The organism is Celeribacter ethanolicus (assembly GCF_001550095.1).
Classification (GTDB): domain Bacteria; phylum Pseudomonadota; class Alphaproteobacteria; order Rhodobacterales; family Rhodobacteraceae; genus Celeribacter; species Celeribacter ethanolicus.
In genome coordinates, this window is sequence record NZ_LRUC01000025.1 from 1 (window position 1) to 23,744 (window position 23,744).

Here is a 23,744-nt window from a genome sequence, read left to right on the forward strand (position 1 = left end):
TGGACGTGTCACGGTTTGATGCCGCTCCTTTGATAGCCTTTACTGGAACAAAGGAGACTGACTATGGGACTGAAACGGACGGACGAATTTCGCCAAGATGCAGTGCGTATTGCGCTGACCAGCGGGTTGACGCGCAAGCAGGTGGCTGATGATCTGGGCGTTGGCATGTCGACGCTGAACAAATGGATCACAGCACACCGAGACACGAAGGTGGTTTCACAAGAGGATTTAGACCTCGCCAAAGAGAATGAGCGGCTTCGACGAGAGATCCGGCTTCTCAAGGAGGAGAGGGAAATCCTAAAAAAGGCCACCCAGTTCTTCGCGGGCCTAAAGCAATGAGATTTAGGTTTGTCGAGGAACACAGGAACCATTTTCCAGCCAACCGTTTATGCAGTGTCGTTGGCGTCAGCACACGTGGCTTGCGGGCCTTCCGTAGTCGCCCTGCCAGTCGCAGACAACGATCTGATATGGTCACGCTTGCACACATCAAAGAACAGTCCCGCCTGAGCCTTGGTAGCTACGGCAGGCCGCGAATGACCGAAGAGTTGAAGGAGATCGGTCTGGACGTCGGTCATCGCCGTGTGGGCCGCTTGATGCGCGAGAACGGCATCCGGGTCGAAAGATCGAAGAAATACAAGGTCACGACGGACAGCAACCATGCGTTCAACATCGGGCCAAACCTGCTGAACCGGGACTTCCACGCCGATCAACCGAACCAGAAGTGGGCGGGCGACATCAGCTATGTCTGGACGCGAGAAGGATGGCTCTACCTGGCTGTTATTCTTGACCTGCATTCTCGGCGGGTGATCGGCTGGGCAGTCAGCAATCGCATGAAACGCGACTTAGCGATCCGAGCATTGAACATGGCCATAGCTTTCCGGGCGCCGCCCAAAGGCTGCATTCATCATACGGATCGCGGGTCGCAATATTGTTCACATGACTATCAGAAGCTTCTGCGCCAGCATGGCTTCAAGGTGTCGATGAGCGGCAAGGGCAATTGCTACGACAATGCTGCTGTCGAAACGTTCTTCAAAACCATCAAAGCCGAACTGATCTGGCGCAAGTCATGGGAAACGCGGCGGCAAGCTGAAGTGGCGATCTTTGAATACATCAACGGGTTTTACAATCCGCGACGACGCCACTCAGCACTAGGCTGGAAAAGCCCCGTCGCATTCGAACGGAAAGTGGCTTAAACGAGCACATGGGGCGGCACGAAAACGGGACAGGTCCAATTTGCATCAACCCGAAACTCTAGACAGTTACTACAGATTCGAAAAAAAGGGCGGCAGTTTTGCCGCCCTCAAAAGATTTAGCGCTTGATCCGAGACTCAGGTGGAGCGTTCCATGGCAGTAGTTTCTCATATTCAGAGCGAGGAAGTTTCATCGCGATCTGGTCGAAGACCCATTTCAAATAGGGCTCTGCATTCACCGCATTGAGTTTACAAGTTTCGATGATCGAACTGTGAATTCCCCATGCTTCTGCCCCCTCATCACTGCCGAGAAACAAGGCATTTTTCCGCAGCAGAATGGTCGGCTTGAACATGCGTTCGACCGCATTGGTGTCGAGGTCGATCCGCCCATCATCGACAAAACGTGTCAGATCACACCACTGTCTCAGCACATAGCGGATCGCTTGCCCCATCTTGTTCTTAGAAAGATGGCGGTCAGCATGCGCAATCAAGAATGCTTTTAAGCGATCCAGAATGGGAACCGAGAATTGTCGCCGATGCGTCGCGCGGATCAGGGGCGGCTTGCCCCGGATTTTCGCTTCCTCTTCATAGAGCTCGGCAATAATTTGAATGACCGTTTTTGCGTCTGGCGTTTTGTTGAACTCGTATTCGTCTGTGAAATTTCGTCGGGCATACGTCGCCGACGCGTTTGGCGTTTGGCGGCGGTAATCTCATCAAAGACATCCGTCGCGTTGACGGCCAGCAGCGGGATCGAGCGCATCCCGCTACTCCTCCATCTCATCGCGAATGCTCAAAACATAAGAGCGCGCCGCGAAGCCAAGCTTGCGGCCGAAGGCTTCCTCAATCTCTTCAAGGGTGTTCCGGCACGCCAACGCTCTAAGGGTCTCGTGCCAATCAGTCGAGCCGTCGCCCAGATTGAAAACCTCCTGCGTTATGACGCCGATGCTTTCTGCAAACGTCTCCATCTACTCTGATTTTCGTTCTTGTCGTCGTGATGCGATCCATCGGGAACGGACACCGGAGGCGGCCTCAAATATAGACCTTTCGGCAATGTCAGGGCGGGCGCGTCTCTGCTAGGCTGGATAGGAAACAACTGGAAAAAAGGGTTTCAGATGAACAACAAGCCCTCTATTCGCGTCGAAGGTGCCCTGCAGAACGCTCTGGTCATCGATGATCACCCGCTGTTTTGCGATGCCTTGTCGATGACGTTGAAAGTCGGGCTTGGGATCGAGGCGGTGCAAACTGCCGGGACGCTGGAAGATGCACTTGCGGCGCTGGACGCCGGGGGGAAACCGGATGTGATCCTCCTGGATCTGAACCTGCCCGACGTCAACGGCCTCGATGGCCTGGTGCGGTTGATCAAGCTGTGCCCGAAAACTCCGGTGGTGATCGTCTCTTCCATGGCCGAACCCAGGGTGGTGCGCTCCGCCATCCGGGTGGGGGCTGCCGGATTTGTCCCGAAACACTCGCCACGGGATGTCTTTCGCAAGGCTTTCGAACATATCGCCAACGGCGAGATCTATACACCGGAAGGGGCCTTTGCGGACAGCGAGGCCAACATGCCACTGAGTGCGGGCGAGGATGCGCTGATCCGGCTGTCGCATCTGACCCGGCAACAGGCCCGGATCCTGCAACTGATCTGCGAGGGTCAGATGAACAAGCAGATCGCCTATGAGCTGTCCATCGCCGAAACCACGGTCAAGGCGCATGTGACCGCGATCATGCGCAAGCTGGGCGTGCAGAGCCGCACCCAGGCCGTGCTCATCGCGCAGGAAGCGAATTTCAACAGCCTCTTGCCTGACACCTGACTTTCCGCCACCCTTGGGACAGGGATGGAGGACAGGATGATACGACCGGGCGCAGCTTTCGGTGCGGGATTTGGTGCAGGTACACCTGTGGTGCGCTCCGCCGAGGTGGAGGCGCAAGACCCCGATGCCATTCGCAAACTCGTCAAGGGCTTGGGACAGGGACCGTTTTCCATCGTCCTGATGTTCATCGCGCCAAGTGTGGACCGCGTGGCTCTGGCACGCCAGATCAAGGCCGAGGTGCCTTGGGGACGGGTGATGGGCTGTTCGACCGCGGGCGAATTGACCTCATGCGGCTATGACGAGGACAAGATCGTTGCGGTCGGCTTTCCGGTCGAACATTTCGGGGTGGAAACCATCCTCGTGCCCGATCTCAAGTCCTGCCTGTCGCAGGACCTGATGAGTGGCTTGATCCGGACGCGGCAACTCCTGTCGCAGCGCTATCCGCATTTCGAACATGAATTCGCGATGCTGCTGGTCGACGGGCTGTCCGAGCGCGAAGATGCCTTGACGGCCGCACTGTCCTCGGGGCTGGGGCCGGTGCCTCTGTTCGGTGGCTCAGCCGGCGACGGGGTGCGGTTCAAGGAAACCTTCTTGCTCAATGGTCGCCAGATCACCGAAAACGCGGCGATGCTGACGTTTTTCCGCACCCATTGTCCGGTGCGGGTGTTTTCTTGCGATCATCTTCAGGTCACCGAAAAGCGTATGGTCGTGACCGAGGCGGAGCCGGACTCGCGTGTCGTCAAGGAGATCAACGCCGAACCCGCCGCGATGGAATATGCGCGGCTGATCGGTCAGGACCCGGCGCTTTTGAACGACCGGGTGTTCGCGGCGAACCCCCTGGTGGTGCAGGTCGGCGGCAAACACCATGTGCGGGCGATCAAAGCGGTGGAACCCAATGGCGATATGTCCTTTTTTGCCGCAATTGATCAGGGGCTGGTGCTGACCTTGGCCGAACCCAAGGACATCGTGGGCCATCTCACCAACACGCTCGACACCCTGTCACGCCCCGCGGCGCCTGAGATGGTTCTGGCCTTCGATTGCATCTTTCGCCGGGTCGAGGCGGAGCAAACCCAGAGGAAGGCCGAGGTTTCCGCCCTTTTGCAGAAATACAAGGTGCGCGGGTTCTCCACCTATGGCGAACAGATCGGTGCAATTCATGTCAACCAGACCTTCACCGGCGTGGCGATCTATCCGCCGGGCACGGAGATGGTGGAGAGCGAATTGACAGCCTGTTCGGGCTCCACGCCCGCAGAGGGGACGCCAAGATGACACGCCCGTCCGATTTCGTCCTGAACCCGGAGGACAGCCCGGAGCGGTCTCGTGAGAAGCTGTTGAAAATCGTCGATGTGTTGATGAGCCAGACCGAGCAGCGCTCGAATGAACACAGCGCCGCCTACGCTCAGTTTCAGCGCGCCGCCATGTTCGAGGAGCAGGTTCGGCAACGCACTGTCGATCTGGAATATGCGCTCGATCTGCTCAATGTCTCGAACGCGCGTCTGGCCGAGGCCAACCGCGATCTCGATACCGCGCGGCGCAACCTCGCCAATGCGATCGAGACGGTGCAGGACGGCTTTGCCCTGTTCGATTCGGACGATGTGCTGGTCATGTATAATTCGCGCTTCGCGAGCTTTCTGCCGGATGTGCGCGCCGCGCTTCATGAGGGGATCAGCTTTTCAAATTATGCCGAATTGGTCGGCAGGTCCAAGCATCTCGATCTGACCGAAACGGACACCGCCTATGCCTGGGCCGAGCGTCGGGTCGAGCGGCACAAGGACCGGCATGTGGTGTTCAACATCCATGTCGAGGGCGACCGTTGGGTCCAGATTTCCGAACATCGCACGCCTGACGATGGCACGGTGATCTTGCAGACCGATGTCTCCGATCTGGTGCATGCCGAACGCGAAACGCGCGGGCGGATGCTGGACGATCAGGCCCAGATGATCCACGCCACTTTGGAGCACGTTTCCTTGGGCGTGTGCATCTTTGACAAGGACGCGCGGCTGGCGGGGTTCAATCAACGCTTGGGCTATCTGATGGGCCTGCAGATGTCGCTCATGCGGATCGGCGCGCGGTTCGACACGATGTATCAGCGCACCGAGACGGCCTTGACCCTGAGCGACGGGATGACGGCTGAGGCGCTGATGGCTTGGGTCTATGGTCAGGCGCCGCGTGTGCCGATCACTTTTGAGCTCAAACATGTCGATCATCGGGTTTTGGTGGTCTCTGCCGAGGATCTGCCGGATGGCGGTTTCGTGATGTCCGTCACCGATGTGACCGCCGAACGGCGGGCGATGGAGGAACTGACTCGCACCAACGAGACGCTGGAGGCGCGGGTGATGAGCCGGACGCTGGATCTCGAGGACGCGCTGGGCCGGGCGGAACGCGCCAATGCCGCGCGCTCGCGCTTTGTCGCCGCCGCCAGTCACGACCTGTTGCAACCCCTGTCCGCCGCCAAGCTGTTTGTCGCCTCCGCCGAGGACGATGTGACCAGCCCGCTGGCGCAGGAGACGCTGGCCAAGGCGCAAAACGCGCTGGCCAGTGTGGAAAACATTCTCTCCGCGCTGCTCGATATTTCCAAACTCGAAGCCGGGCGCAAGGCGCTCGACATCATGCCTGTGCCTTTGGCGCCGATGCTGATGCAGTTGCGTGAGGAATATCTGCCTGCCGCGCGCGCCAAGGGGATCGACTTGCGCGTGGTGCGCACCGATAAGATCGTCGAAAGCGACCCGACTTATTTGCGGCGGATTTTGCAGAACCTGATGTCCAACGCGATTCGCTACACCGAGGAGGGCCGGGTTTTGGTGGGCGCACGGCACAAGCCGAACGGGCGTGTGCGTCTTGAGGTGCGCGACACCGGACCCGGTATTCCCGAAGCCTCGCAACAGGCGATTTTTCAGGAATTTCATCGACTTGGCACCTCGGCCTCGGCCTCTGTCGGCATGGGGCTTGGGCTCGCCATCGTCGACCGGGCCTGTGCGCAATTGGGGCATCCGATCCATCTGCACAGTGAGCTGGGCAAGGGCACAGTGTTCGGCATCGACCTTGCCGTGACCCGGCATCTGGCGGCGCAAAATATCACGAGCTTTCAAGCGACCCCGTCAGCGCCGGATCAGGCCTTTGGGCTGATCGCGCTTTTGGTGGAAAACGACGCCGATGTACGCCGCGCCATGACGCTCTTGCTCGAAAAATGGGGGCTTGCGGTGGTGGCGGTGGAAAACGGCGAGGAGGCGCTGTCTCTGGTGGCCGAGCTGGATGTGGTGCCCGATCTCATGCTGGTCGATTACCAGCTCGGCGAGGGCATGGACGGCATAGAGGTGATCCGCCAGATGCGCGATCTCTACGGCGCCATTCCGGCGCGTCTGGTGACGGCAAACCGTTCGCTCGAGGTGGTGCAGCACAGCGCGGGGGCGGGCGTCAAAATCCTTTACAAACCCATCGCGCCACAGGACCTTGAGCGCTTTGTCATGGCACCGCAGGACGAGGGGTGAGGCCGTCGGCATCGCCCTCCGCAGTGCCCCGCCACCGACCCGCGGCACGTTCCCACGGCTGGATCACCGCAATCTCGATCACCAGCATCACGGCCACGAAACTAAGCGCATAGGCCAGCACATAGGCGGTTTGAAAGTTTTGAAAATGCAGATGAATTTTGAAGCCTATCCCATTGGAACGGCCTAGAAATTCCACCACGAGCACGATCTTCCAGATCATCGCCAAACCGTTGCGTCCCGCGATGGCCAGATAGGGCGCAAGCTGCGGCAGAACGACATGGCGCAGATAGGTCGCCCGAGGCATCTGAAAGCTCTGCGCCATCTCGTCGAGCCGCCAGTCCCGCGCCCCCGTGCCATCTCTGAGCGTCACCGTCACCTGCGCCAGCTTGTTGAGCGTGACGGCAGTGATCGCGGCCACCTCATTAAGACCGATCCAGAGATAACAGAGCACGATCACCACCAGCGCCGGAAGGTTCAGAAATACCGTCACCCAAGGGTCGAACAAGCGATTGAGACGCGGCGACAGGCCGAGCAAAATCCCAAGTGCGGTGCCCAGCACCATGGCGGCGGAAAAGGACAGGATCACGCGGGTGAGCGTCGCCTGCATCTGCGGCCAGAGCGTGCCTTTGGCGATCAGATCGAGCAACACCGTCATGACCGCCAAGGGCGAGGGCAGGATATCCGGGTCGGCTGTGAGCCAGGCCGCAAAGGCCCAGAGCGCGACCAGCCCGCCCAAGGACAGCACCGTATATCTTACTGACGTGATCCGCGTTTTTTGCATTAAGTCCTCCCGAATTGACTGTAGCGCGGGGCGGGTCGCAGGGCGTGCTGGACTTTGGTCGTATTCGTCGCGCGCGCGGGCATTGTTAGCGTGATCAGATGCGCAGGCTCATTGTCTCACTTCGGGCGCTGATTTGGATCGTGCTCAACTTTTTTCCCCTGTCGGTCGCCGCCGCCGGGCCGGAGCCTTTGCCACGCGACGAGATCGCGAAATTGATTGTCCCGCCTTACGCCTTGGGCGAAGGCATCGACGAGCGGGGCGTCTATCAGCTTTTGAATTCCGGCGGCGCCGAAGTGGGCTATGTCTTCGAAACCGGCCCTCTCGCGCCTTTGCCCGGCTTCTCAGGTAAGCCGATCAACGCCCTGGTTCTGTTGGATAAATCTGGAATCTTTATCGACGTGCGCTTGCTGTCGCAATATGAGCCGGTCTTTGTGTCGGGTCTTGGCGAGGCGCCGTTTCGCGAGTTTCTGGCGCAATATCCTGGTCTCTCGATCACCCAAAGCCTGGTCGTCGGCGTGCCTTATGGCGCTGGCGGCGGCGGGTCCGATCTTGTCTATCTCGACGGCGTCACGAAGGCCACGGCCAGCGTGCGAATCGCGCATGAAAGTATCCTTGCTGCCACGCTGATCGTGGTCCGCGACAAGATGCAGGGGCTGGCGACATCCACGCCCGCGCGCCCCGATGCGGACGTCAATGAGGCGCTGAGTTGGGCCGATCTCGTGGACCAAGGCATCGCGCGGCGCCTCTTCGTCACCAACGCTGAGCTGGATGCTGGTTTTGCCGGTACGATTTGGGCCAGTGACGATCCCGAGGCAAAGGCCGACCCGGAGGGCCGCTATCTCGATCTCTGGCTGATTGACATCGGCGCGCCCTCGGTGGCGCGGGCGGTCCTGTCCCCCGGCACCTTCGAGGAGGTGCAGCGCTTTCTCGAGGTCTCGCCCGAGGCCGAGCCTTTTTTGGTCATGGACTATGGGCGACACGGGTTGGTGTCTGATGACTTCGTGCGCAACACCGCGCCGGATCGGCTGTCGGCGGAGCAGGGCGGCTTTCCCGTGGCGCTGCGCGATGCTGACATCTGGGTCGAACTTGCGCCCGATGTGCCCGAACCCGAGACTGCGATGATCCTGCGCGCCGACCGGCGGCTGGGGTTCGATCCGATTTCGGAGTGGGGTCTGAAAGTGCAAGCCGTGCGTGAACACGGCATGTTCCAGCCGCAGATCGGCGACACGCATTTCGAACTGGCTTACAAAGCGCCGGAGCGGTTTTATAGCGTGCCCGAGGTCCACAAACCGCTGCCCGGCTGGCTTGAGGCGGCGTTCAATCGCAAGGCCGACCTGATCGCTCTGGCGCTGTTCCTGACCACGCTTTTGGTGCTCGTCGGCCCCTTGATGCATCGCTTTGCGGCACAACGTCATTTCACCGCGCTGCGGCTTGGCATCCTTTGCGTGGTGATCGGGTTCATCGGTTGGTGGGGACAGGGGCAATTGTCCATCGTGACGGTGCTCGCCGTGCTGCGCGCCGCCGTGGGGGATGGCAGTCTGTCGGTGTTGTTGTATGACCCGTTTTCGCTGATGATCTGGGCGGTGAGTCTCCTTGGCTTCGTGCTTTGGGGGCGGGGGCTGTTTTGCGGTTGGCTTTGTCCGTTCGGCGCGATGCAGGAGGTGTTGCATCATGTCGGAAAGGCATTGGGGCTGCGCCAACGCGAGGCGACGCCGCTCTGGGATCGTCGGCTCAAGAAAGGGAAATACGTCGCGCTGGCGGGGTTGATCGCGATGGCTTTCGTGGCCCCGGACCACGCCGAAAAAGCCGCCGAGATCGAGCCGTTCAAAACCGCTGTCACGGTCTATTTCCAGCGTGAATGGTATTATGTGGCCTATGCGCTGTTCCTCTTGGCCACGAGTGTGATCTTTTTCAAAGGCTTCTGCCGCTATGTCTGCCCCTTGGGCGCTGTCATGGCGATTGGAGGCCTGCTCAGAGGCCGCGACTGGATCGCGCGCCGCAAAGAGTGCGGCAGCCCGTGTCAGCTCTGCCGTGTCAAATGCCGCTACGGGGCAATCAAGAAGACCGGAGAAATCCAATATGATGAATGTTTCCAATGTCTTGACTGCGTTAAAATCCATGACGATCCGACCCAATGCGTGCCTCTGATCTTGGCGGCGAAACGTCAGGGCAAACCTCAGGAGCGTGCCGCATGAGACTTTCTCGACGTCGGTTTATCACGCTTTCAGCCTGTGCTTTGGCGACACCCGCATGGGCCGCGACGGGGCGTTGGCGGGGCTATGCCTTCGGCGCGGAGGTTTCGCTCGATCTGCGTGGAGCGCACGGGCTTGTCGAGGCGGATTTGCAAGCGGTGATTGCGGAAATCCGTGCCTTGGAGCGGCGCTTTTCGCTTTATGATCCGGCCTCCGATTTGTCGCGCCTCAATGCGCGTGGGAAGGGGACTCTGTCACCGGAGATGCGCGAGATTTTGCAGCTGTCACACCGGGTTCATGCCGTGACGGGCGGTCTGTTCGATCCAACAATCCAGCCGCTCTGGGAGGCTTTGGCACAGGGTGAAGATGTCCTGGCAGCGCACGATCTGATCGGTCTGGATCGGGTCATGCTTGAGGCCGATCATGTCAAACTGGGTGCAGGTCAAAAACTCAGTTTCAACGGCATCGCGCAAGGTTATGCCACGGATCGGATCGCCGCTCTTCTGGCGGCCCGTGGCTATGGCGAAGCGCTGATCAATATGGGGGAATTTGCCGCTTTGGGTGGGCCGTTTCGGTTGGGGCTTGTCGACCCCGAAGCCGGGCGTCTGGGCGCGCTACATCTGAGCGCGGGCGCGATGGCGAGTTCCAGCCCAAGCGCGATGAGGGTGGGCGGCGAGACGCATATTCTGCACCCCAAAGGTGGAAAAGCGCTGTGGTCGACCGTGACCGTACTCGCAAAAGGCGCGGGCCAAGCGGCGCTGGCGGATGCAGCCTCGACCGCCTTTTGCCTGATGTCGCGCTCAGACATAGAGACGGCCAAGCGAAAGCTCGGCCTGTCTCGGGTGTACCTTGTGGATGGCGCGGGCAATCTGAGCTCTCTGTGACGCTCAGCGCTCGGGCGGCAGAAAGCTCAGGCCATGTTCGACAAAAATGGCTTCGATCCGCCCATCCGCCAGCGCTTTTTCAATCGCGTAATCGACGGCATAGCCCAGATCGCGGTGCTGTTGGTTGACGGCGACGCCCACGGTCCAGCTGTTGCGCACCAGACCGGGCAGGGGAGGTTGATGCACGCCGAACCCCTCTTCCAGCCCTGCCTCGATCACCGCCAAAGGCGCCATGACGGCCATGGTTTCGCCCGAAGTCATGCCCGCGACGGCGGCGTCCGAAGAGCGGTAGCGATGGATCGCGTCCCCGATGGCGCCGCGTCCGACAGAGGTCAGGTAGAAATCCGACAGGCTGTCGTTTTCCACTGCTACCGTGTCGAATCGAAAGTAGGCAGGCGTCGGTTTGGCATCGGGATAGTCGGCCTCGCTGTAGCCGATGGCCAAGGCCTCTCCCGCATATTGTCCCGTGAAAACAACCTGTTCGATGCGACAGGTCAACTCGCTGTCATAGGGCACATGCAGCATGACGTCAGAGACGCGCCCGCCTACTGTGGCGCCTTTCCAGACGTAGTTGCGCAGATCCGCGTCGAGGGTTTCGTCGGCCTGCACGAGGCGAAAGCGGGGCGTGACCCCAAGATCTTCGGCGATGATCCGGCCGATTTCGACGTCGATGCCTTTGGCCTTGCCGCCCTCTTCATAGGACCAGGGCGGGAAGTCTTCGTAGAGGGCGAACTCGATCCAGCCCTCGTCTATGATGCGGTCGAACGCGCGGCCGACATCCTGCGCGAAGGTGTTTTGCGGTTTCGGGCCGGGAACATAGTCCTCACAGCGCGCGAAAGCCGGTCCCGCGAAAGCGAGACCGGCGAGCAGGGCCACGAGAGGGCCCGATGTGATGTGACGGCGCATGGTTCACTCCGCCGCAGAGAGGCCCACCGTCAGAAGATCGGCGGTGTGTTTCCACGTCGCAGGATCGTCGGTCATATTGCGCGCGGCCTCAAACGCCACGCTGTCGGCGACCGGCGCGCCGGAGCCAGTTTCGACCTCGGCGGCGATGCTGGCAAGCTCTTCCTGTACTCCGGTCGGGTTGTCGACGTCACCGGCCAGAAGGTGGTCGCGAATTTCGATGAGACGCGTCATGTGATCGTCGAGCGCGCCATCGTCGGGGCGGGTTTCGATATAGGTGCGGATCGCCCAGGCGGCTTTCTGGCCCAGAAGCTCCCCGAAAGCAGGCATCTTGGTGATGCCGTTTTGGGTCATGCCGAGCTGGAACCGCTCGACAAACCATTCGTCGCCGTATTCCTCGGCTTCGAGATAGCGCAGATCGGGGGCCAGACCGCCCGACACCGCGCCAAGCCCGTGGCAGCGGGCACAGTTCTGGTTGAACCCCGAGGAGCCGATCTCGATGGCCTTGAGCCAGACCTCTTCGCCCGCTTCCTCCGCACGGTAGGGGTTTTCGGTCAACCATTCTTCGCCCACATCGGGCAAGGCGTCGGTGTTCACCGGCTGCGGGGTCACATCGCCATGGGCGAAGGCGGCGGTGGCAACTGCGGCGGCCAGCGTTGTGGTTAGTGCGGTGAGCAAGGCGGTGCGTTTTACAGCGTTTTTCATTGGGTCCTCCCATCGTTTTCCCATGAATATCTCTGCCGCGAAGGCGCGCGCCATTAGACCTTGGTGCCACTGTCCGAATGGGCATGCGACTTTGGTCGTGGTTCGCCTCCAACGGTGCGCGGCATAGGGTTTCTTGGAGGGAGGACGATGATGACAAGGACGTGGTGTGTCATAGGGCTTATGGCCTTCGTCTCTGCGATGCCAGCCTCGGTTCGGGCGGAGGAGATCGACATTTCAATCGGCTATCTGCGGTTGGAGACCCCGTCGCGCCCGGTCTTGTCGGGGCTCGATCCGATCCCGCCCGCGCGTGGCATCGAAGGCGCGGAACTGGCGCTCAAAGACAATCAGACGACGGGCGGGTTTCTGGGGCATCATTATACGATGGATGTTGTGTCCGTGCCGCCAGAAGGGGATGTGACCGCAGCGGCGCAGGCAATGCTCGCGGGCCATGATCTTGTGCTGCTCGACATGGACGACGAGGCCCTGTTGCAAGTGGCGGATCTGCCTGTCGCGCAGGCGGCTTTGGTCTTCAATGTCTCGGAAAAGACCCCGGCGCTGCGCAGTGCGGATTGCCGGGCCAACCTGTTTCACACCGTGCCGGAGCTGGGCATGGAGGCGGATGCCTTGATGCAGGTTTTGATGGGAAAACGCTGGACCAAACTGGCGCTGATCGAGGGGCCAAGCGCGGAGGACGCGGCGCTGGCGCAAAGCTATCGCGATGCGGCGTGGAAATTTGGGCTCAAGATTGTCTCCGAAGCGAGCTGGACCTTTGACACCGATCTGCGGCGCGCCGCCGCCCGCGAGGTGCCGTTGTTCACGCAAGATTTCAAAGCGCATGACGTGGTGCTGGTCGCCGACGCACATGACGATTTCGCCCGCTACATCGAACACAACACATGGGAGCCGCGCCCGGTCGCGGGTGCCGTGGGGCTGGTGGCGGAGGCCTGGGCGCCCGTCGTCGAACAATGGGGCGCGGCGCAGTTGCAGAGCCGGTTCGAGGACCTGACACAGCGCGACATGACGGCGGAGGATTACGCCGCCTGGGCCGCCGTGCGGGTGATTGGCGAGGCGGTGACGCGGACCGGATCGGCGGAGCCCGACGTGCTGCGCGACTATATTTTGTCCGACGGATTTGAACTGGCGGCCTTTCAGGGCAGGCCTTTGAGTTTTCGCACCTGGAACGGCCAGATGCGCCAACCGATCCCGGTGGTGAACGCCCATGCGCAGGTGGCCTCGGCCCCGCCGGACGGGTTCGAACATGCGCGAAATCCGCTCGACACTTTGGGGTTGGATCAGATGGAAAGTGACTGCCATGCTTTTGAAAACTAAGATCTCTGCCAGTCTTTTGGCGCTCGCGTTCGCTTTGCCCGCGACCGCCTCCGAGATTTGGGTCAGCAATGAAAAAGACGACACGCTCTCGGTGATCGACATCGACACTTTGGAGGTCGTGCGCACGATCGAGGTCGGCGAACGCCCGCGCGGCATCACCTTTAATTCGGATCACACGCGGCTCTATATCTGCGCCTCCGACAGCGATGCGGTGCAGGTGATGGACCCGGAGACGGGCGAAATTCTACACGATTTGCCCTCGGGCGAGGATCCGGAGCAATTCGTGCTGCACCCGGATGACCGGCATCTGTGGATCGCCAATGAGGACGACGCGGTGACCACGGTTGTCGATGTCGAGACGCGCAAAGTGGTGGCCCAGATCAACGTCGGCATCGAGCCCGAAGGCATGGCGGTCTCGCCCGATGGCAAGACGGTGATCACCACGTCGGAGACGACGAATATGGCGCATTGGATCGACACGGGCACGCATAAGATTTACGCCAACACGCTGGTCGATGCGCGGCCCCGTCATGCGGAATTTGTCAAGGAGGGGACCGAGCTTTGGGTCTCGTCCGAGATTGGCGGCACGATCACGGTGTTCGACACGGCGGACCAAAGCGAGACGGGCAAGATTCACTTTGAAATTCAGGGCGTGCACCCCGATCTTATCCAACCCGTGGGCTTCGAACTGACACCGGATCACAAGACCGCTTTTGTCGCCCTTGGCCCCGCGAACCATGTCGCCGTTGTGAACACCGAGACGCTTGAGGTCGAGGCTTACATCCTCGTCGGGCGCCGGGTCTGGCACATGGCCTTTTCGCCGGATCACAGCCAGCTCTTCACCACCAATGGGGTGAGCGGGGACGTGACGGTGATTGATGTTGCCTCCCGCAAGCCGGTCAAGACCATCAAGGTGGGGCGGTTTCCCTGGGGCGCAGCCGTGCGCCCATGAACATAGTGGGCGCAGCCATGCGCCCTTAAGTATCTAATATAGAGGAATATTACATGCGTTACGCACTCATTGCCGCTGCGCTTCTCGCCGCCACATCCGCTTTTGCTGATGACGATGATGCCCCCGAATTCGGCCTCGCAGGCATCCTGTCGGCAACCAATTCCGAAGACCTACCGCCGATTACACTCTCCGCCGGGCAGCCCTTGGCCGAAGCACCGCTCAAGCTCAAATCCGGCACCTATTACGAGATCGAGATCGAGGCCGATGGCTCGCAGGAACTGGCGCTCGAAGGGGCGGGGTTCTTTCGCGCGATCTGGATCGATGAGATCGTGATCGAAGGGCTGGAAATTCGGCCTTTGGGCATCGACAGCGTCGAATTCGACGAGGCGGGCACGATGGAAATCGGTTTCGTCGCGATCAAACCGGGGCGCTACGAGCTGCGCGTGCCGCAATCTTCGGGCGATCTGCAACGGTTGGAGATCACGATTGAATAAGGCAGGCGAATGACCGGGTTAAACGTCGAAAATATCACCCACGACTGGGGCGCGAAACGCGCGCTGGATGGCGTGAGCTTTTCGGTTGCACCGGGTCAGTTTTGCGCGCTTTTGGGCCCAAACGGGGCGGGGAAATCGACGCTTTTCGGGCTTTTAACGCGGTTGTTCACGCCTCGCACCGGGCGGATTGAGATGGCGGGGCATGACGTGTCCCGCGATCCGCTCCGGGCGCTTTCGAAAACCGGTGTGGTGTTTCAACAGCCGACGCTCGATCTCGATCTCTCCGTGTGGCGCAATATGCTCTATTTTGCGGGGCTTCATGGCATCACAGGTCGCGTGGCACGGAGTGCAGCCTCCGAGGCTTTGAACCGTTTGGGCATGGAGGAACGCGCGCGCGAACGGGTGCGGGACCTCAATGGCGGGCACCGGCGGCGGCTGGAGATCGCCCGCGCGCTGATGCATCGCCCTGAGGTGTTGCTATTGGACGAGCCGACCGTGGGGCTCGACGCGCAGACCCGCAGCGATCTGGTTGCGCATGTGCACGGGCTGGCGCGAGATACCGGTCTGGCGGTGCTTTGGGCGACGCATTTGACCGATGAGATTTGGTCGGGTGATCAACTTGTGGTCTTGCATCAAGGCCGTGTGTTGGAGCAGGGCGAGGTGCCCGTCACAGGCGTGGCTTTGACGGAACATTTCCTGAGACTGACCGAGAGCGAGGGCGCATGAGACATGCCTTGGCCGCACTCTGGGTGATCTGCCTCCGCGAGGCGCTGCGCTTTCTGGGCCAGCGCGCGCGGATGCTGGCGGCGCTGGTGCGGCCGCTGGTGTGGCTCTTTGTCTTCGCGGCAGGCTTTCGTGCCGCTCTGGGCCTCTCGATCACGCCGCCGTATCAGACCTATATCTCCTATGAGACCTACATCGTGCCGGGGCTCTGCGGCATGATTTTGCTGTTCAATGGCATGCAATCCTCGCTCTCTCTGGTGATGGACCGCGAGATGGGGACGATGCGGCTGTTGCTCACGGCCCCTCTGCCGCGCTGGTGGTTGTTGAGTTGCAAGCTGATCGCAGGGGCGCTGATTTCGGTGCTTCAGGCCTATGCCTTCCTCGCCATTTGCGCGCTCTACGGCATCACATTTGCGCCTCTGGGCTATGTCACGATCCTGCCGGCGCTGTTTCTCACCGCCCTCATGGTCGGCGCCCTTGGCATCGCTTTGTCGTCCACAATCAAACAGTTGGAGAATTTCGCAGGCGTGATGAATTTCGTCATCTTTCCGATGTTCTTCCTCTCCACCGCGCTCTATCCGCTCTGGAAAATGGCGGAGGCTTCTGCACTTTTGGAATGGATATGTCGCCTCAATCCCTTCTCTTACGGGGTAGAGAGCATAAGGTTTGCGCTCTATCTGACGCCCAATCCGCTGGCTTGGGGCGTTTGTGTGGGGGCGTCGATTGCTTTTATGGCGCTGGCGCTTTGGGGCTATGACCCAGCGAAACGGATGATCGGGCGCAAGTTCTGAACTTGCGACTTTGGTCGCAGGGGGGCTTGGACCTTTGTCTCATTCGGCATCGAGGCCGTCTCTGGCATGATCGCCTTCGGGAGGACTGTCATATGAAGCGTATTTGGTTCGCGATGGCCTTCGCCGCACCGCTCTTCGCGGAAGACCTACCGATGGAGCTTGGCCCCGACACCCATGTCGACGAGCAGGGCACGCTCAACCCGCATGAGATGTCGATGGCGCAGGTGATGGAGAACATCCGCGAGGGCGACACGGGGATGGTGATCTGTTCTCAGGGCTATCTGATCACGAAATCCGGACGCCACGAATTGGCGCGCGAGCTGTTTTCCAACTGTGCGGACGCGGGCTGGACCGGGGCGATGACCTGGATGAGCCAGCTCGATGACAACGGGCTGGGCGGGCCACAGGATCTGGAGGCCGCAGCCGAGTGGAACCGCAAGGCGGCAGAGGCGGGCGATCCGGTGGGCAAGTTCAACCACGGACTGGACCTGATGCGCGGCTGGGGCGTGCCGCGGGACGAGGCGGCGGGCCGCGCGCTTGTGGATGAGGCGGCGGACGAAGGCCTGGCCGTGGCGCAGCGGTTGCAGCGCGCGGAGTACGACCTCGACGAGGTGACGCCCGACGCCGATGAATGGCGCTATCTCAACCTGTTTTGACGCGAAATTACGACCAAAGTCGTAGAGAGCCCTCGACCAATGTCGGGGGCTTTTCTTGAGGCAGGTCAACCCTTTGGAGGAGGCTCTCGCGCAATGATACTTCAAACAGTCGCTTAGGAGAGACTCGATGAAACCCAAATATTTCGCCGCCGCTTTGATCCCGGCACTCTTTGCAACTGTCGCCTTTGCGGGCGAATACGATGCCATCAAAACCGCCGCAGGGGCCGAGTTCTTCGACAAGGAATGCCACCGCTGCCACGCCGTCGATGCCGACCGCGCGAGCTATGGCCCGCTTTTGACCGGCGTCGTGGGGCGCCAGGCGGGGACGTTCGAGGGCTACCCCTATTCCGAGGCATTGGCCAATGCTGGTTTCGTCTGGACCAAAGGCGCGATCCGGGCCTGGATGGAGGATAATGACGCGCTCGTTCCGGGGACGAAAATGCGCCACGTGGGCGTGAGTGATCCGACGGTGCAGGATTTCATCGTCACCTATCTGGCCTCGATTTCCGAGTGATTTAAGCGGTGGCGCGGAGCGTGGCAGGGCAGCCGTCGAGGCACAACACCCGATCCGCCAGCCGCGCGGCCTCCGTACGGTCGTGAGTGACTAAGAGCGTCGTCGTGCCGTGCTGCGCGCGCAGAGTCTCGAACAGCTGCATCATCTCATCGGCCAAAGTGGCGTCGAGCGACACAAAGGCCTCGTCCATCAGCAACAGATCGGGCATGGCCGCAAAAGCGCGGGCCAGCGCGAGGCGACGTTGTTGGCCTAAAGACATCTGTTCGGGGAATTGATCGGCATGATCAGAGAGGCCGACGGCGGCGAGCCAGTCGAGCGCCTCTGCCTTGGAAATCCCGGTGGTCAGGGTGAGGTTCTGCCACGCCTTGCGCCAGGGCAAAAGCGTCGGACTTTGAAACACAGCCGACAGCCGGGGCGGGCGGGTGATCTCGCCCTCATAGTCGCGGTGCAGCCCGGAGATGACCCGAAGTAACGTGGTTTTGCCAACCCCTGACGGGCCGGTCAGCGCAACGGTTTCGCCCGCACGGATGTCGAGCTTTACGGGGCCTAAAATCTGCGCGCCGCCGGCGGAAACAGAGCGCAGATCGAGGTGCAGCAAGGCGGCCTTCACAGGGAAAGCCGCCTCAGACCCGTCCGAGAGGATCGACAGGTCATGTCTCATGAGGCCGGATCATAGAAGGTGCCTGCGGGCAGGGTGGTCGCTTGGCCGACCAGTTCCTCGCCGCCGAGTTTGGCCATGAGAGCAAGCATCTTGGATGCATCTTCTTCGGAGACCGGACCTTCGGCGGGAATGCCCGCGATCCAACCGGCTTTCATGGCCTCGAATTGCGCGTCGTTTTTGACATTCATCCGCTCGCGCAACCGCTCCCAGGCCGCGTCATCTGTGGCCAAAAGCACCTTGGCTTGCCGCGAGGCGGCGGCCAGACCTTTGACCAGTTCGGGATGTTCGGCCAACACCTCGCCCCGCACCACATAGCCCAAAAGCGGCGTGTCTGGGTTGAGGCCCAGAGCCAGAGCGGCCTCAGAGGTGGAGGCCAGAAGCCGCATGCCGGAGGCTTCCATCTTGGCGCCGAAATGCCAGAAATTGATCGCGCCCTCCAGCTCACCCGAGAGCGCGGATTTGAAGATCAGCGGCGGCGCGCCGAACACCTGCTCGGTCTCAGCGGCGAGGTCCTGACCCGTCATCTGTTCGGCATAGGCGCGCAGGATCAGCCAGCTTTTGTCATTGGGTCCGCCCGCGATACCGATCTTGCCGCCTTTTAGGTCCGCAAGGGTTTGCGCAGGGCTGTCTTTCGGCACGTAGAGCCCGCCGACGGCCTTGGAATAGGGGAGGAACACATAGTCCTTGCCCTCGGCGCGTTGGGCGGCGACCCAGAGCCAATCGGCCACGATCATATCGACTTCGCCCGCGGCAAGGGCTACGCGCGAGGCGGCGGCGCCTGCGACATCCATCGGCTCCAAGGTAAAACCCTGTGCGGTGTCAAAGCCGTTGTGGCGGATGGTGTCGACCTCCCAGGCCACGGTGCCGGACATGTAAAGCGCGGCCTTGAGCGTCGGCAGATCTTCGGCCTTGGCGGCCAGAGCGCCCGTGAGTGACATCGCCGCCGCCAGAGCGGCCAGCCCTTTGGTGAATTTCATCATGTGCAGTCCTCCCTGATTTTGAGTCTAGGCCCGGCCGGGAGACCGCGAAATACGACCAAAGCACAGGAGCGGTTTGAAAACCTGTTGAAAAGGACAGGTCGCAGGGGGCCTACGACCAATGGCCAATATGCGTGATGCCTCCGCATGCCGATCATTGCGGGGTATGAGCCCTGTCCTTCGCGCCTGTCCAGCTCGGAGGATCGTGCCTTGATTTCTATGGGAGGAACAAAATGAACAGGTTTGTAACGGCTGCGACGGCGGCCATCATGAGCTTTGGGCTTGCGGGCGGGGCCGTTGCCGGGGTCACCGAGGAAGACCTTTTGAACGACGCCACCACGCCGGGCGATGTGTTGACCAACGGCATGGGGCGCGATCTTCAGCGTTATTCGCCGCTCGATACGCTCAATAAGGACAACATCGAAAATCTTTTCCCGGCCTGGGCGTTCAGCTTTGGCGGTGAAAAACAGCGCGGTCAGGAAACCCAACCGCTGATCTATGACGGGGTCATGTATGTCACCGGGTCCTATTCGCGGATGTATGCGATTGATCTGAAAACCGGCGAGGAGCTTTGGCAGTATGACGCACGTCTGCCCGAAGGCATTCTGCCGTGTTGTGATGTGATCAACCGCGGTGGGGCGATTTACGGCGACAACATCTATTTCGGCACGCTGGACGCGCGCATCGTGGCGCTCGATCTGAAGACCGGCGATGTGAAATGGAACAAGAAAATCGCCGATTATAAAGAGGGATATTCCTACACGGCGGCGCCGCTGATCGTGAACGGGCTGGTGATCACCGGCAACTCCGGCGGCGAATTCGGCATCGTCGGCGAGGTGCAGGCCCGTGACGCGGAGACCGGCGATCTCGTGTGGACCCGTCCGGTGATCGAGGGCCATATGGGCACGCTCAATGGCGAAGAAAGCACCATGACCGGCACGCTCAATGCCACCTGGCCGGGCGATATGTGGAAAACCGGCGGCGGCGCCACATGGCTTGGCGGCTCTTATGATGCCGATACCGACACTTTGGTCTTTGGCACCGGCAACCCGGCGCCGTGGAACTCGCATCTGCGCAATGCCGGCACGCCGACCGAAGGCAACAAAGGCGACAACCTCTATGCCGCCTCGCGTCTGGGCATCGACCCGGCCACCGGCGAGATCAAATGGCATTTCCAGACCACGCCGCGCGAGGGCTGGGACTTTGACGGGGTGAACGAGGTCGTGGCTTTCACCGACAAGGACGGCAACAAACGGTTCGCGACCGCCGACCGCAACGGGTTCTTCTACGTGCTGAACCGTGAAGATGGCGCTTTCGTCAATGCGACGCCGTTTGTGTCCAACATCACCTGGGCCGAGGGCATCGACGAGACGGGCCGGCCGATCTATGTCGAAGACGCGCGTCCAGGCAATCCTTTGGAGGCCGAAAAGGGCCAGATGGTGTTTTCCGTGCCGTCCTTCCTGGGGGGCAAAAACTGGATGCCGATGGCGCACAGCCAGAAGACCGGGATGTTCTACGTGCCGTCGAACGAATGGGGTATGGACATCTGGAACGAGCCGATTTCCTACAAGAAAGGCGCGGCTTATCTTGGTGCGGGCTTTACCATCAAGCCCATCTTTGAAAGCCATATCGGCTCTTTGAAAGCCATTGAGCCGGAAACCGGCGACATCAAATGGGACTTCCAGAACGACGCACCGCTCTGGGGCGGTGTGATGACCACGGCGGGCGGCCTCGTGTTCTTCGGCACCCCTGAAGGCGAGTTCATCGCGCTGGATGACGAGACCGGTGAAAAGCTTTGGTCCTTCCAGACCGGCTCCGGCATCGTTGGCCAGCCGGTGACCTATGAGTTCGAAGGCGAGCAATATGTCACCATCGTCTCCGGCTGGGGCGGCGCGGTTCCGCTTTGGGGCGGGGAAGTGGCCAAAAAGGTCAACTACCTGAACCAGGGCGGCACGGTCTGGACCTTTAAACTGCCGAAACAACTGGCCATGGCGAACTGAGCGCCATCAGCCTTTCACATGACAGATGCGCCCTGTTTCGGACAGGGCGCATCGCCGTTTGGTTCAGCCCTTGGGAGAGGGGGCGGAGAATACATATCCCGCCCCATAGACCGTGCGGATGATCTTCGGGGAGCGCGGATCGTCGCGCAATTTGCGGCGCAACCGGCTGATCCGGGCATCCATGCTGCGGTCGAACGGGTCGGCGGAACGGCCCGTGGTCGCATCCAGAAGCTGGTTGCGGCTCAGGACACGTCCGGGGGCTTTGACGAAGACCTGGAGAAGTTCCGCTTCCGCAGAACTCAGCTCCACCAGATCGCCACTCTTGTGATGCAGCACGCAGGCATCGAAATCGACCGTCCAGTCGCCGAAAGCAACGGTCTGGGCCGGGGGCTCGCCGCTGTCCCGCATCGTGCCTTCGCTGCGGCGCAACACGGCGCGGATGCGGGCGATCATCTCGCGCGGTTCGAAAGGTTTGACGATGTAATCGTCCGCGCCGATCTCCAGCCCCAGTATCCGGTCGGAAATGCTGCTGCGCCCGCTGACGATGATCCGCGGCAGGTCGTCGGGCAGGGTGCCGTGGCGCAACAGGTTGAGACCGTCGCCATCGGGCAGGCTCAGGTCGATCAGGCACAGATCGGGGGCGTTGCGTTCCACGGCGCGCAGGAACTCCGCCTGAAGCTGGAAACATTCGACGGTGACGCTGTAGCTTTCCAGGGACCGCGAAATGAGGCGGCAGATGTCGACATCGTCTTCGAGAAGGAAAATGCGGGTCATTTGGTTTTCAATTCCTCTGAGACTGGCGGGGCCGGTGGTCGAAACAGGCGAGCAGTTCTTGCTGTGTGAAGGGTTTCTTCAGAAAGGGCACGTCCGTGGGCCAGATGTCGTGTTCGAGATGTTCGGGCTTGCCGCTCATCAGAACGACATCGAGATCCGGGTGTCGTTCCGCCAGATGGTGGGCCAGCTCGACACCGTTCATTGCCCCGGGCATGTCGATGTCGGAAATGACCGCCGTGATGCCCTGGATCAGCTCGAGCACCTCGAGCGCCTCTTCGGCATCGCCTGCCTCGAGCACCGTGAAGCCGGTGGTCGAGAGCTTGCGACACAACGCGCGGCGCACGTCGGCGTCATCCTCGACCAGCAAGGCGATGCCACGATCCGGCGCGCTGCCGGGCAGGGCCTGCGGCGCGGTGGTCGGAATGTCCGGCAAAAGCGGGGCGCCGTATTCTTCGGGTGCCAGATCGACGCTGGGCAGGAGAATGGTGAACTCGCTGCCCTGACCCGGGGCGCTGGTGACATAGATCGCGCCGTTCGACTGTTCGACGAAGCCGTAGACCATGGACAGGCCGAGCCCCGAACCGCCCCCGGTTTTCGAGGTGAAGAAGGGTTCGAAAATCTTTTCCGTCAGATCCTCCGACATGCCGCAGCCGTCGTCCCGGATCGACAGGCTGACGTAATTGCCGGCCGGAAGGCGAGAGACTTCCGCCTCTGTCGCGGGCAGGACATAGGGGGCCAGCGTGATGTCGATCCGGCCCCGGCCGCCGGTGGCATCGCGGGCATTCAGCACGAGGTTCAGGAGCGCCATTTCGAATTGCGCCCGGTCGATAACCGCGCTGGGCAGGGAGGCGGTCTGGTGCAGTTCGATGGCAAGCGTGCTGGGGATCGAGGATTGCAGCAGGCTGTAGATTTCCCGGATCGCCTCGCCGATGTCCGTGGGTCTGGCGTCGAATTGTTCGCGCCGGGCCAGCGAGACGAGCCGCCTGGTGAGCGCCGAGCCGCGCCGCGCGGCGGCGATCGCGGGCATGATGAATTCCTCTGTGATATCCGCGCTGTCCGGGCGTTCGCTCAGCGGCAGGAGATTGCCGAGAATGACCGTCAGGAGATTGTTGAAATCGTGGGAAATGCCGCTGGCCATGCGCCCGAGCGCATCCATTTTCTGCGATTGCATGAGCGCGCGCATGGTGGCCTTGCGCCGGGTCACGTCGATCGAGACGAGATAGAAGCCGATGACCTCGCCGCTTGAGGGTTTTTCCGGGCGCAACAGGGTGCGCACATCCTTGAACTTCTGCTTGGGCAGTTCGACGCGCATTTCGAAATCGACCAGCATGCCGCGCCGCGCCTGTTCGAAGAACCGTGAGGATTGCTCCATGGTGTGTGGATGCAGGACGTCATAGGCGTTCTTCCCGATCATCTGCGCCGGGGTGATGCCGTAAGCGCGGGCAAAGCGTTTGTTGGCGTAGAGGATCGTGAAATCCCGGTCGATATGGGCGATGCCGGCGGGCACCTCGTTGGCGATCAGGCTCAGGCGTTCTTCGCTGGCGATGAGCTGTTGCGTGCGTGTGGCGATCAGATCGCGCAGCCGGTCGCGGTCGGCGGCCTCTTCTGAGGCGTCGCTCACGGTGACGAAACTGTCGCCTTGCCCGGTGGTCCTGATCTGGAGGTCGATGTTCGGCCCGTTCGGCGGGGAGACCAGATAAGAGCAGGTGGCGGAACCGGGACCGCAGCCGCCCAGAAGCAGAACCGGCGCATTCCAGAAATCCGGCGAGACGAAATCCGACAATGTCATTCCGGGTCTGAGCGTCACGGTGCGGTTTTTCAGGAAGACGCTCAGCGCGGCATTGGTTTCCAGCAAATGCGCCTCTGCGTCAAAAATGGCCATTGCCTGCGGGCTTGCCGTGAAAATATCTCTGTAGACAGTC

23 protein-coding genes are annotated in these 23,744 nt (G+C 61.0%); 15 read left to right on the top strand and 8 right to left on the bottom strand.

Annotated elements, in window-relative coordinates:
* Positions 1-63: 63 nt before the first annotated feature.
* Positions 64-1,193, top strand: a protein-coding gene (locus NH195_RS10885) for an IS3 family transposase (protein WP_155846026.1) whose coding sequence is annotated in 2 segments (ribosomal slippage) — positions 64-307 and positions 307-1,193 — 1,131 coding nt in all. Because the reading frame shifts where the segments join, the coding sequence is not laid out codon by codon here.
* A 116-nt stretch (positions 1,194-1,309) separates the two neighbouring features.
* Here the strand turns inward: NH195_RS10885 and NH195_RS10890 are convergent.
* Positions 1,310-1,801 (bottom strand): IS66 family transposase, encoded by a 492-nt coding sequence (locus NH195_RS10890; protein ID WP_238379747.1) that lies wholly within the window; start codon positions 1,799-1,801, stop codon positions 1,310-1,312.
* On the opposite strand from NH195_RS10890, the gene NH195_RS21180 reads away from it, so the two are divergent.
* The 4 genes from NH195_RS21180 to NH195_RS10910 all read left to right on the top strand — a co-directional run bounded on the left by NH195_RS21180 (position 1,727) and on the right by NH195_RS10910 (position 6,486).
* The gene (locus tag NH195_RS21180) at positions 1,727-2,164 is read left to right on the top strand and encodes a hypothetical protein (protein WP_155846145.1); all 438 of its coding nucleotides are present in this window, start codon (positions 1,727-1,729) and stop codon (positions 2,162-2,164) included. The two genes, NH195_RS10890 and NH195_RS21180, sit on opposite strands and share 75 nt — an antisense overlap.
* Before the next feature lie 138 nt (positions 2,165-2,302).
* Positions 2,303-2,998, top strand: a complete 696-nt coding sequence (locus NH195_RS10900; RefSeq protein WP_066706705.1) for a response regulator transcription factor — start codon at positions 2,303-2,305, stop codon at positions 2,996-2,998.
* 36 nt (positions 2,999-3,034) lie between these two features.
* Positions 3,035-4,267, top strand: coding sequence for an FIST N-terminal domain-containing protein (locus NH195_RS10905; RefSeq protein ID WP_066706711.1), 1,233 nt, complete (start codon positions 3,035-3,037; stop codon positions 4,265-4,267).
* Positions 4,264-6,486: a PAS domain-containing hybrid sensor histidine kinase/response regulator gene (locus NH195_RS10910; RefSeq protein WP_066706713.1), complete on the top strand. Its 2,223-nt coding sequence runs from the start codon at positions 4,264-4,266 to the stop codon at positions 6,484-6,486. The genes NH195_RS10905 and NH195_RS10910 overlap by 4 nt, the downstream gene beginning before the upstream one ends.
* Here NH195_RS10910 and NH195_RS10915 read toward each other — a convergent pair.
* On the bottom strand, positions 6,461-7,267 hold the full coding sequence (locus NH195_RS10915) for an ABC transporter permease (RefSeq protein WP_066706715.1): 807 nt from the start codon (positions 7,265-7,267) through the stop codon (positions 6,461-6,463). The two genes, NH195_RS10910 and NH195_RS10915, sit on opposite strands and share 26 nt — an antisense overlap.
* A gap of 98 nt (positions 7,268-7,365) precedes the next feature.
* Between NH195_RS10915 and NH195_RS10920 the strand changes: the two genes are divergently transcribed.
* Both NH195_RS10920 and NH195_RS10925 read left to right on the top strand, forming a co-directional pair.
* Positions 7,366-9,462 carry a 4Fe-4S binding protein gene (locus tag NH195_RS10920; protein WP_066706718.1) on the top strand — a complete coding sequence of 699 codons (2,097 nt, stop codon included), beginning with the start codon at positions 7,366-7,368 and terminating at the stop codon, positions 9,460-9,462.
* On the top strand, positions 9,459-10,343 hold the full coding sequence (locus NH195_RS10925; RefSeq protein ID WP_066706721.1) for an FAD:protein FMN transferase: 885 nt from the start codon (positions 9,459-9,461) through the stop codon (positions 10,341-10,343). Before NH195_RS10920 ends, NH195_RS10925 begins: the two co-directional genes overlap by 4 nt.
* A gap of 3 nt (positions 10,344-10,346) precedes the next feature.
* Here the strand turns inward: NH195_RS10925 and NH195_RS10930 are convergent, their stop codons facing one another.
* Both NH195_RS10930 and pedF read right to left on the bottom strand, forming a co-directional pair.
* Positions 10,347-11,249, bottom strand: coding sequence for a substrate-binding periplasmic protein (locus NH195_RS10930; protein ID WP_155846146.1), 903 nt, complete (start codon positions 11,247-11,249; stop codon positions 10,347-10,349).
* Positions 11,250-11,252: 3 nt separating this feature from the next.
* Entirely contained in the window at positions 11,253-11,951 is a 699-nt protein-coding gene (gene pedF, locus NH195_RS10935) for a cytochrome c-550 PedF (protein ID WP_081423892.1), read from the bottom strand.
* Positions 11,952-12,131: 180 nt separating this feature from the next.
* Here pedF and NH195_RS10940 point away from each other — a divergent pair, with 180 nt between their 5' ends.
* The 7 genes from NH195_RS10940 (at position 12,132) to NH195_RS10970 (ending at position 17,410) form a co-directional block, all read left to right on the top strand.
* Positions 12,132-13,280 carry an ABC transporter substrate-binding protein gene (locus NH195_RS10940; protein ID WP_238379746.1) on the top strand — a complete coding sequence of 383 codons (1,149 nt, stop codon included), beginning with the start codon at positions 12,132-12,134 and terminating at the stop codon, positions 13,278-13,280.
* The gene (locus tag NH195_RS10945; RefSeq protein ID WP_066706727.1) at positions 13,264-14,232 is read left to right on the top strand and encodes a YVTN family beta-propeller repeat protein; all 969 of its coding nucleotides are present in this window, start codon (positions 13,264-13,266) and stop codon (positions 14,230-14,232) included. The genes NH195_RS10940 and NH195_RS10945 overlap by 17 nt, the downstream gene beginning before the upstream one ends.
* A 53-nt stretch (positions 14,233-14,285) precedes the next feature.
* Positions 14,286-14,726 (top strand): cupredoxin domain-containing protein, encoded by a 441-nt coding sequence (locus tag NH195_RS10950; protein WP_066706729.1) that lies wholly within the window; start codon positions 14,286-14,288, stop codon positions 14,724-14,726.
* Positions 14,727-14,735: 9 nt separating this feature from the next.
* On the top strand, positions 14,736-15,452 hold the full coding sequence (locus tag NH195_RS10955) for an ABC transporter ATP-binding protein (protein ID WP_066706732.1): 717 nt from the start codon (positions 14,736-14,738) through the stop codon (positions 15,450-15,452).
* A complete protein-coding gene (locus NH195_RS10960; protein WP_066706737.1) occupies positions 15,449-16,240 on the top strand; it encodes an ABC transporter permease in 792 nt (263 codons plus the stop codon). Before NH195_RS10955 ends, NH195_RS10960 begins: the two co-directional genes overlap by 4 nt.
* Before the next feature lie 92 nt (positions 16,241-16,332).
* Positions 16,333-16,896, top strand: a complete 564-nt coding sequence (locus NH195_RS10965) for a tetratricopeptide repeat protein (RefSeq protein ID WP_066706740.1) — start codon at positions 16,333-16,335, stop codon at positions 16,894-16,896.
* Positions 16,897-17,023: 127 nt separating this feature from the next.
* Positions 17,024-17,410 carry a c-type cytochrome gene (locus tag NH195_RS10970; protein ID WP_066706743.1) on the top strand — a complete coding sequence of 129 codons (387 nt, stop codon included), beginning with the start codon at positions 17,024-17,026 and terminating at the stop codon, positions 17,408-17,410.
* Position 17,411: 1 nt separating this feature from the next.
* Here NH195_RS10970 and NH195_RS10975 read toward each other — a convergent pair whose 3' ends face one another.
* Positions 17,412-18,071, bottom strand: a complete 660-nt coding sequence (locus tag NH195_RS10975; RefSeq protein WP_081423893.1) for an ABC transporter ATP-binding protein — start codon at positions 18,069-18,071, stop codon at positions 17,412-17,414.
* Positions 18,068-19,051: an ABC transporter substrate-binding protein gene (locus NH195_RS10980; RefSeq protein ID WP_155846149.1), complete on the bottom strand. Its 984-nt coding sequence runs from the start codon at positions 19,049-19,051 to the stop codon at positions 18,068-18,070. Before NH195_RS10980 ends, NH195_RS10975 begins: the two co-directional genes overlap by 4 nt.
* A 230-nt stretch (positions 19,052-19,281) precedes the next feature.
* Here NH195_RS10980 and NH195_RS10985 point away from each other — a divergent pair, with 230 nt between their 5' ends.
* The gene (locus tag NH195_RS10985) at positions 19,282-21,048 is read left to right on the top strand and encodes a PQQ-dependent methanol/ethanol family dehydrogenase (protein ID WP_066706745.1); all 1,767 of its coding nucleotides are present in this window, start codon (positions 19,282-19,284) and stop codon (positions 21,046-21,048) included.
* Positions 21,049-21,111: 63 nt separating this feature from the next.
* On the opposite strand, the gene NH195_RS10990 is transcribed toward NH195_RS10985, so the two are convergent.
* On the bottom strand, positions 21,112-21,822 hold the full coding sequence (locus NH195_RS10990) for a response regulator transcription factor (protein ID WP_066706750.1): 711 nt from the start codon (positions 21,820-21,822) through the stop codon (positions 21,112-21,114).
* A gap of 7 nt (positions 21,823-21,829) precedes the next feature.
* A complete protein-coding gene (locus NH195_RS10995; protein WP_066706752.1) occupies positions 21,830-23,704 on the bottom strand; it encodes an ATP-binding response regulator in 1,875 nt (624 codons plus the stop codon).
* Between the last annotated feature and the right edge of the window lie 40 nt (positions 23,705-23,744).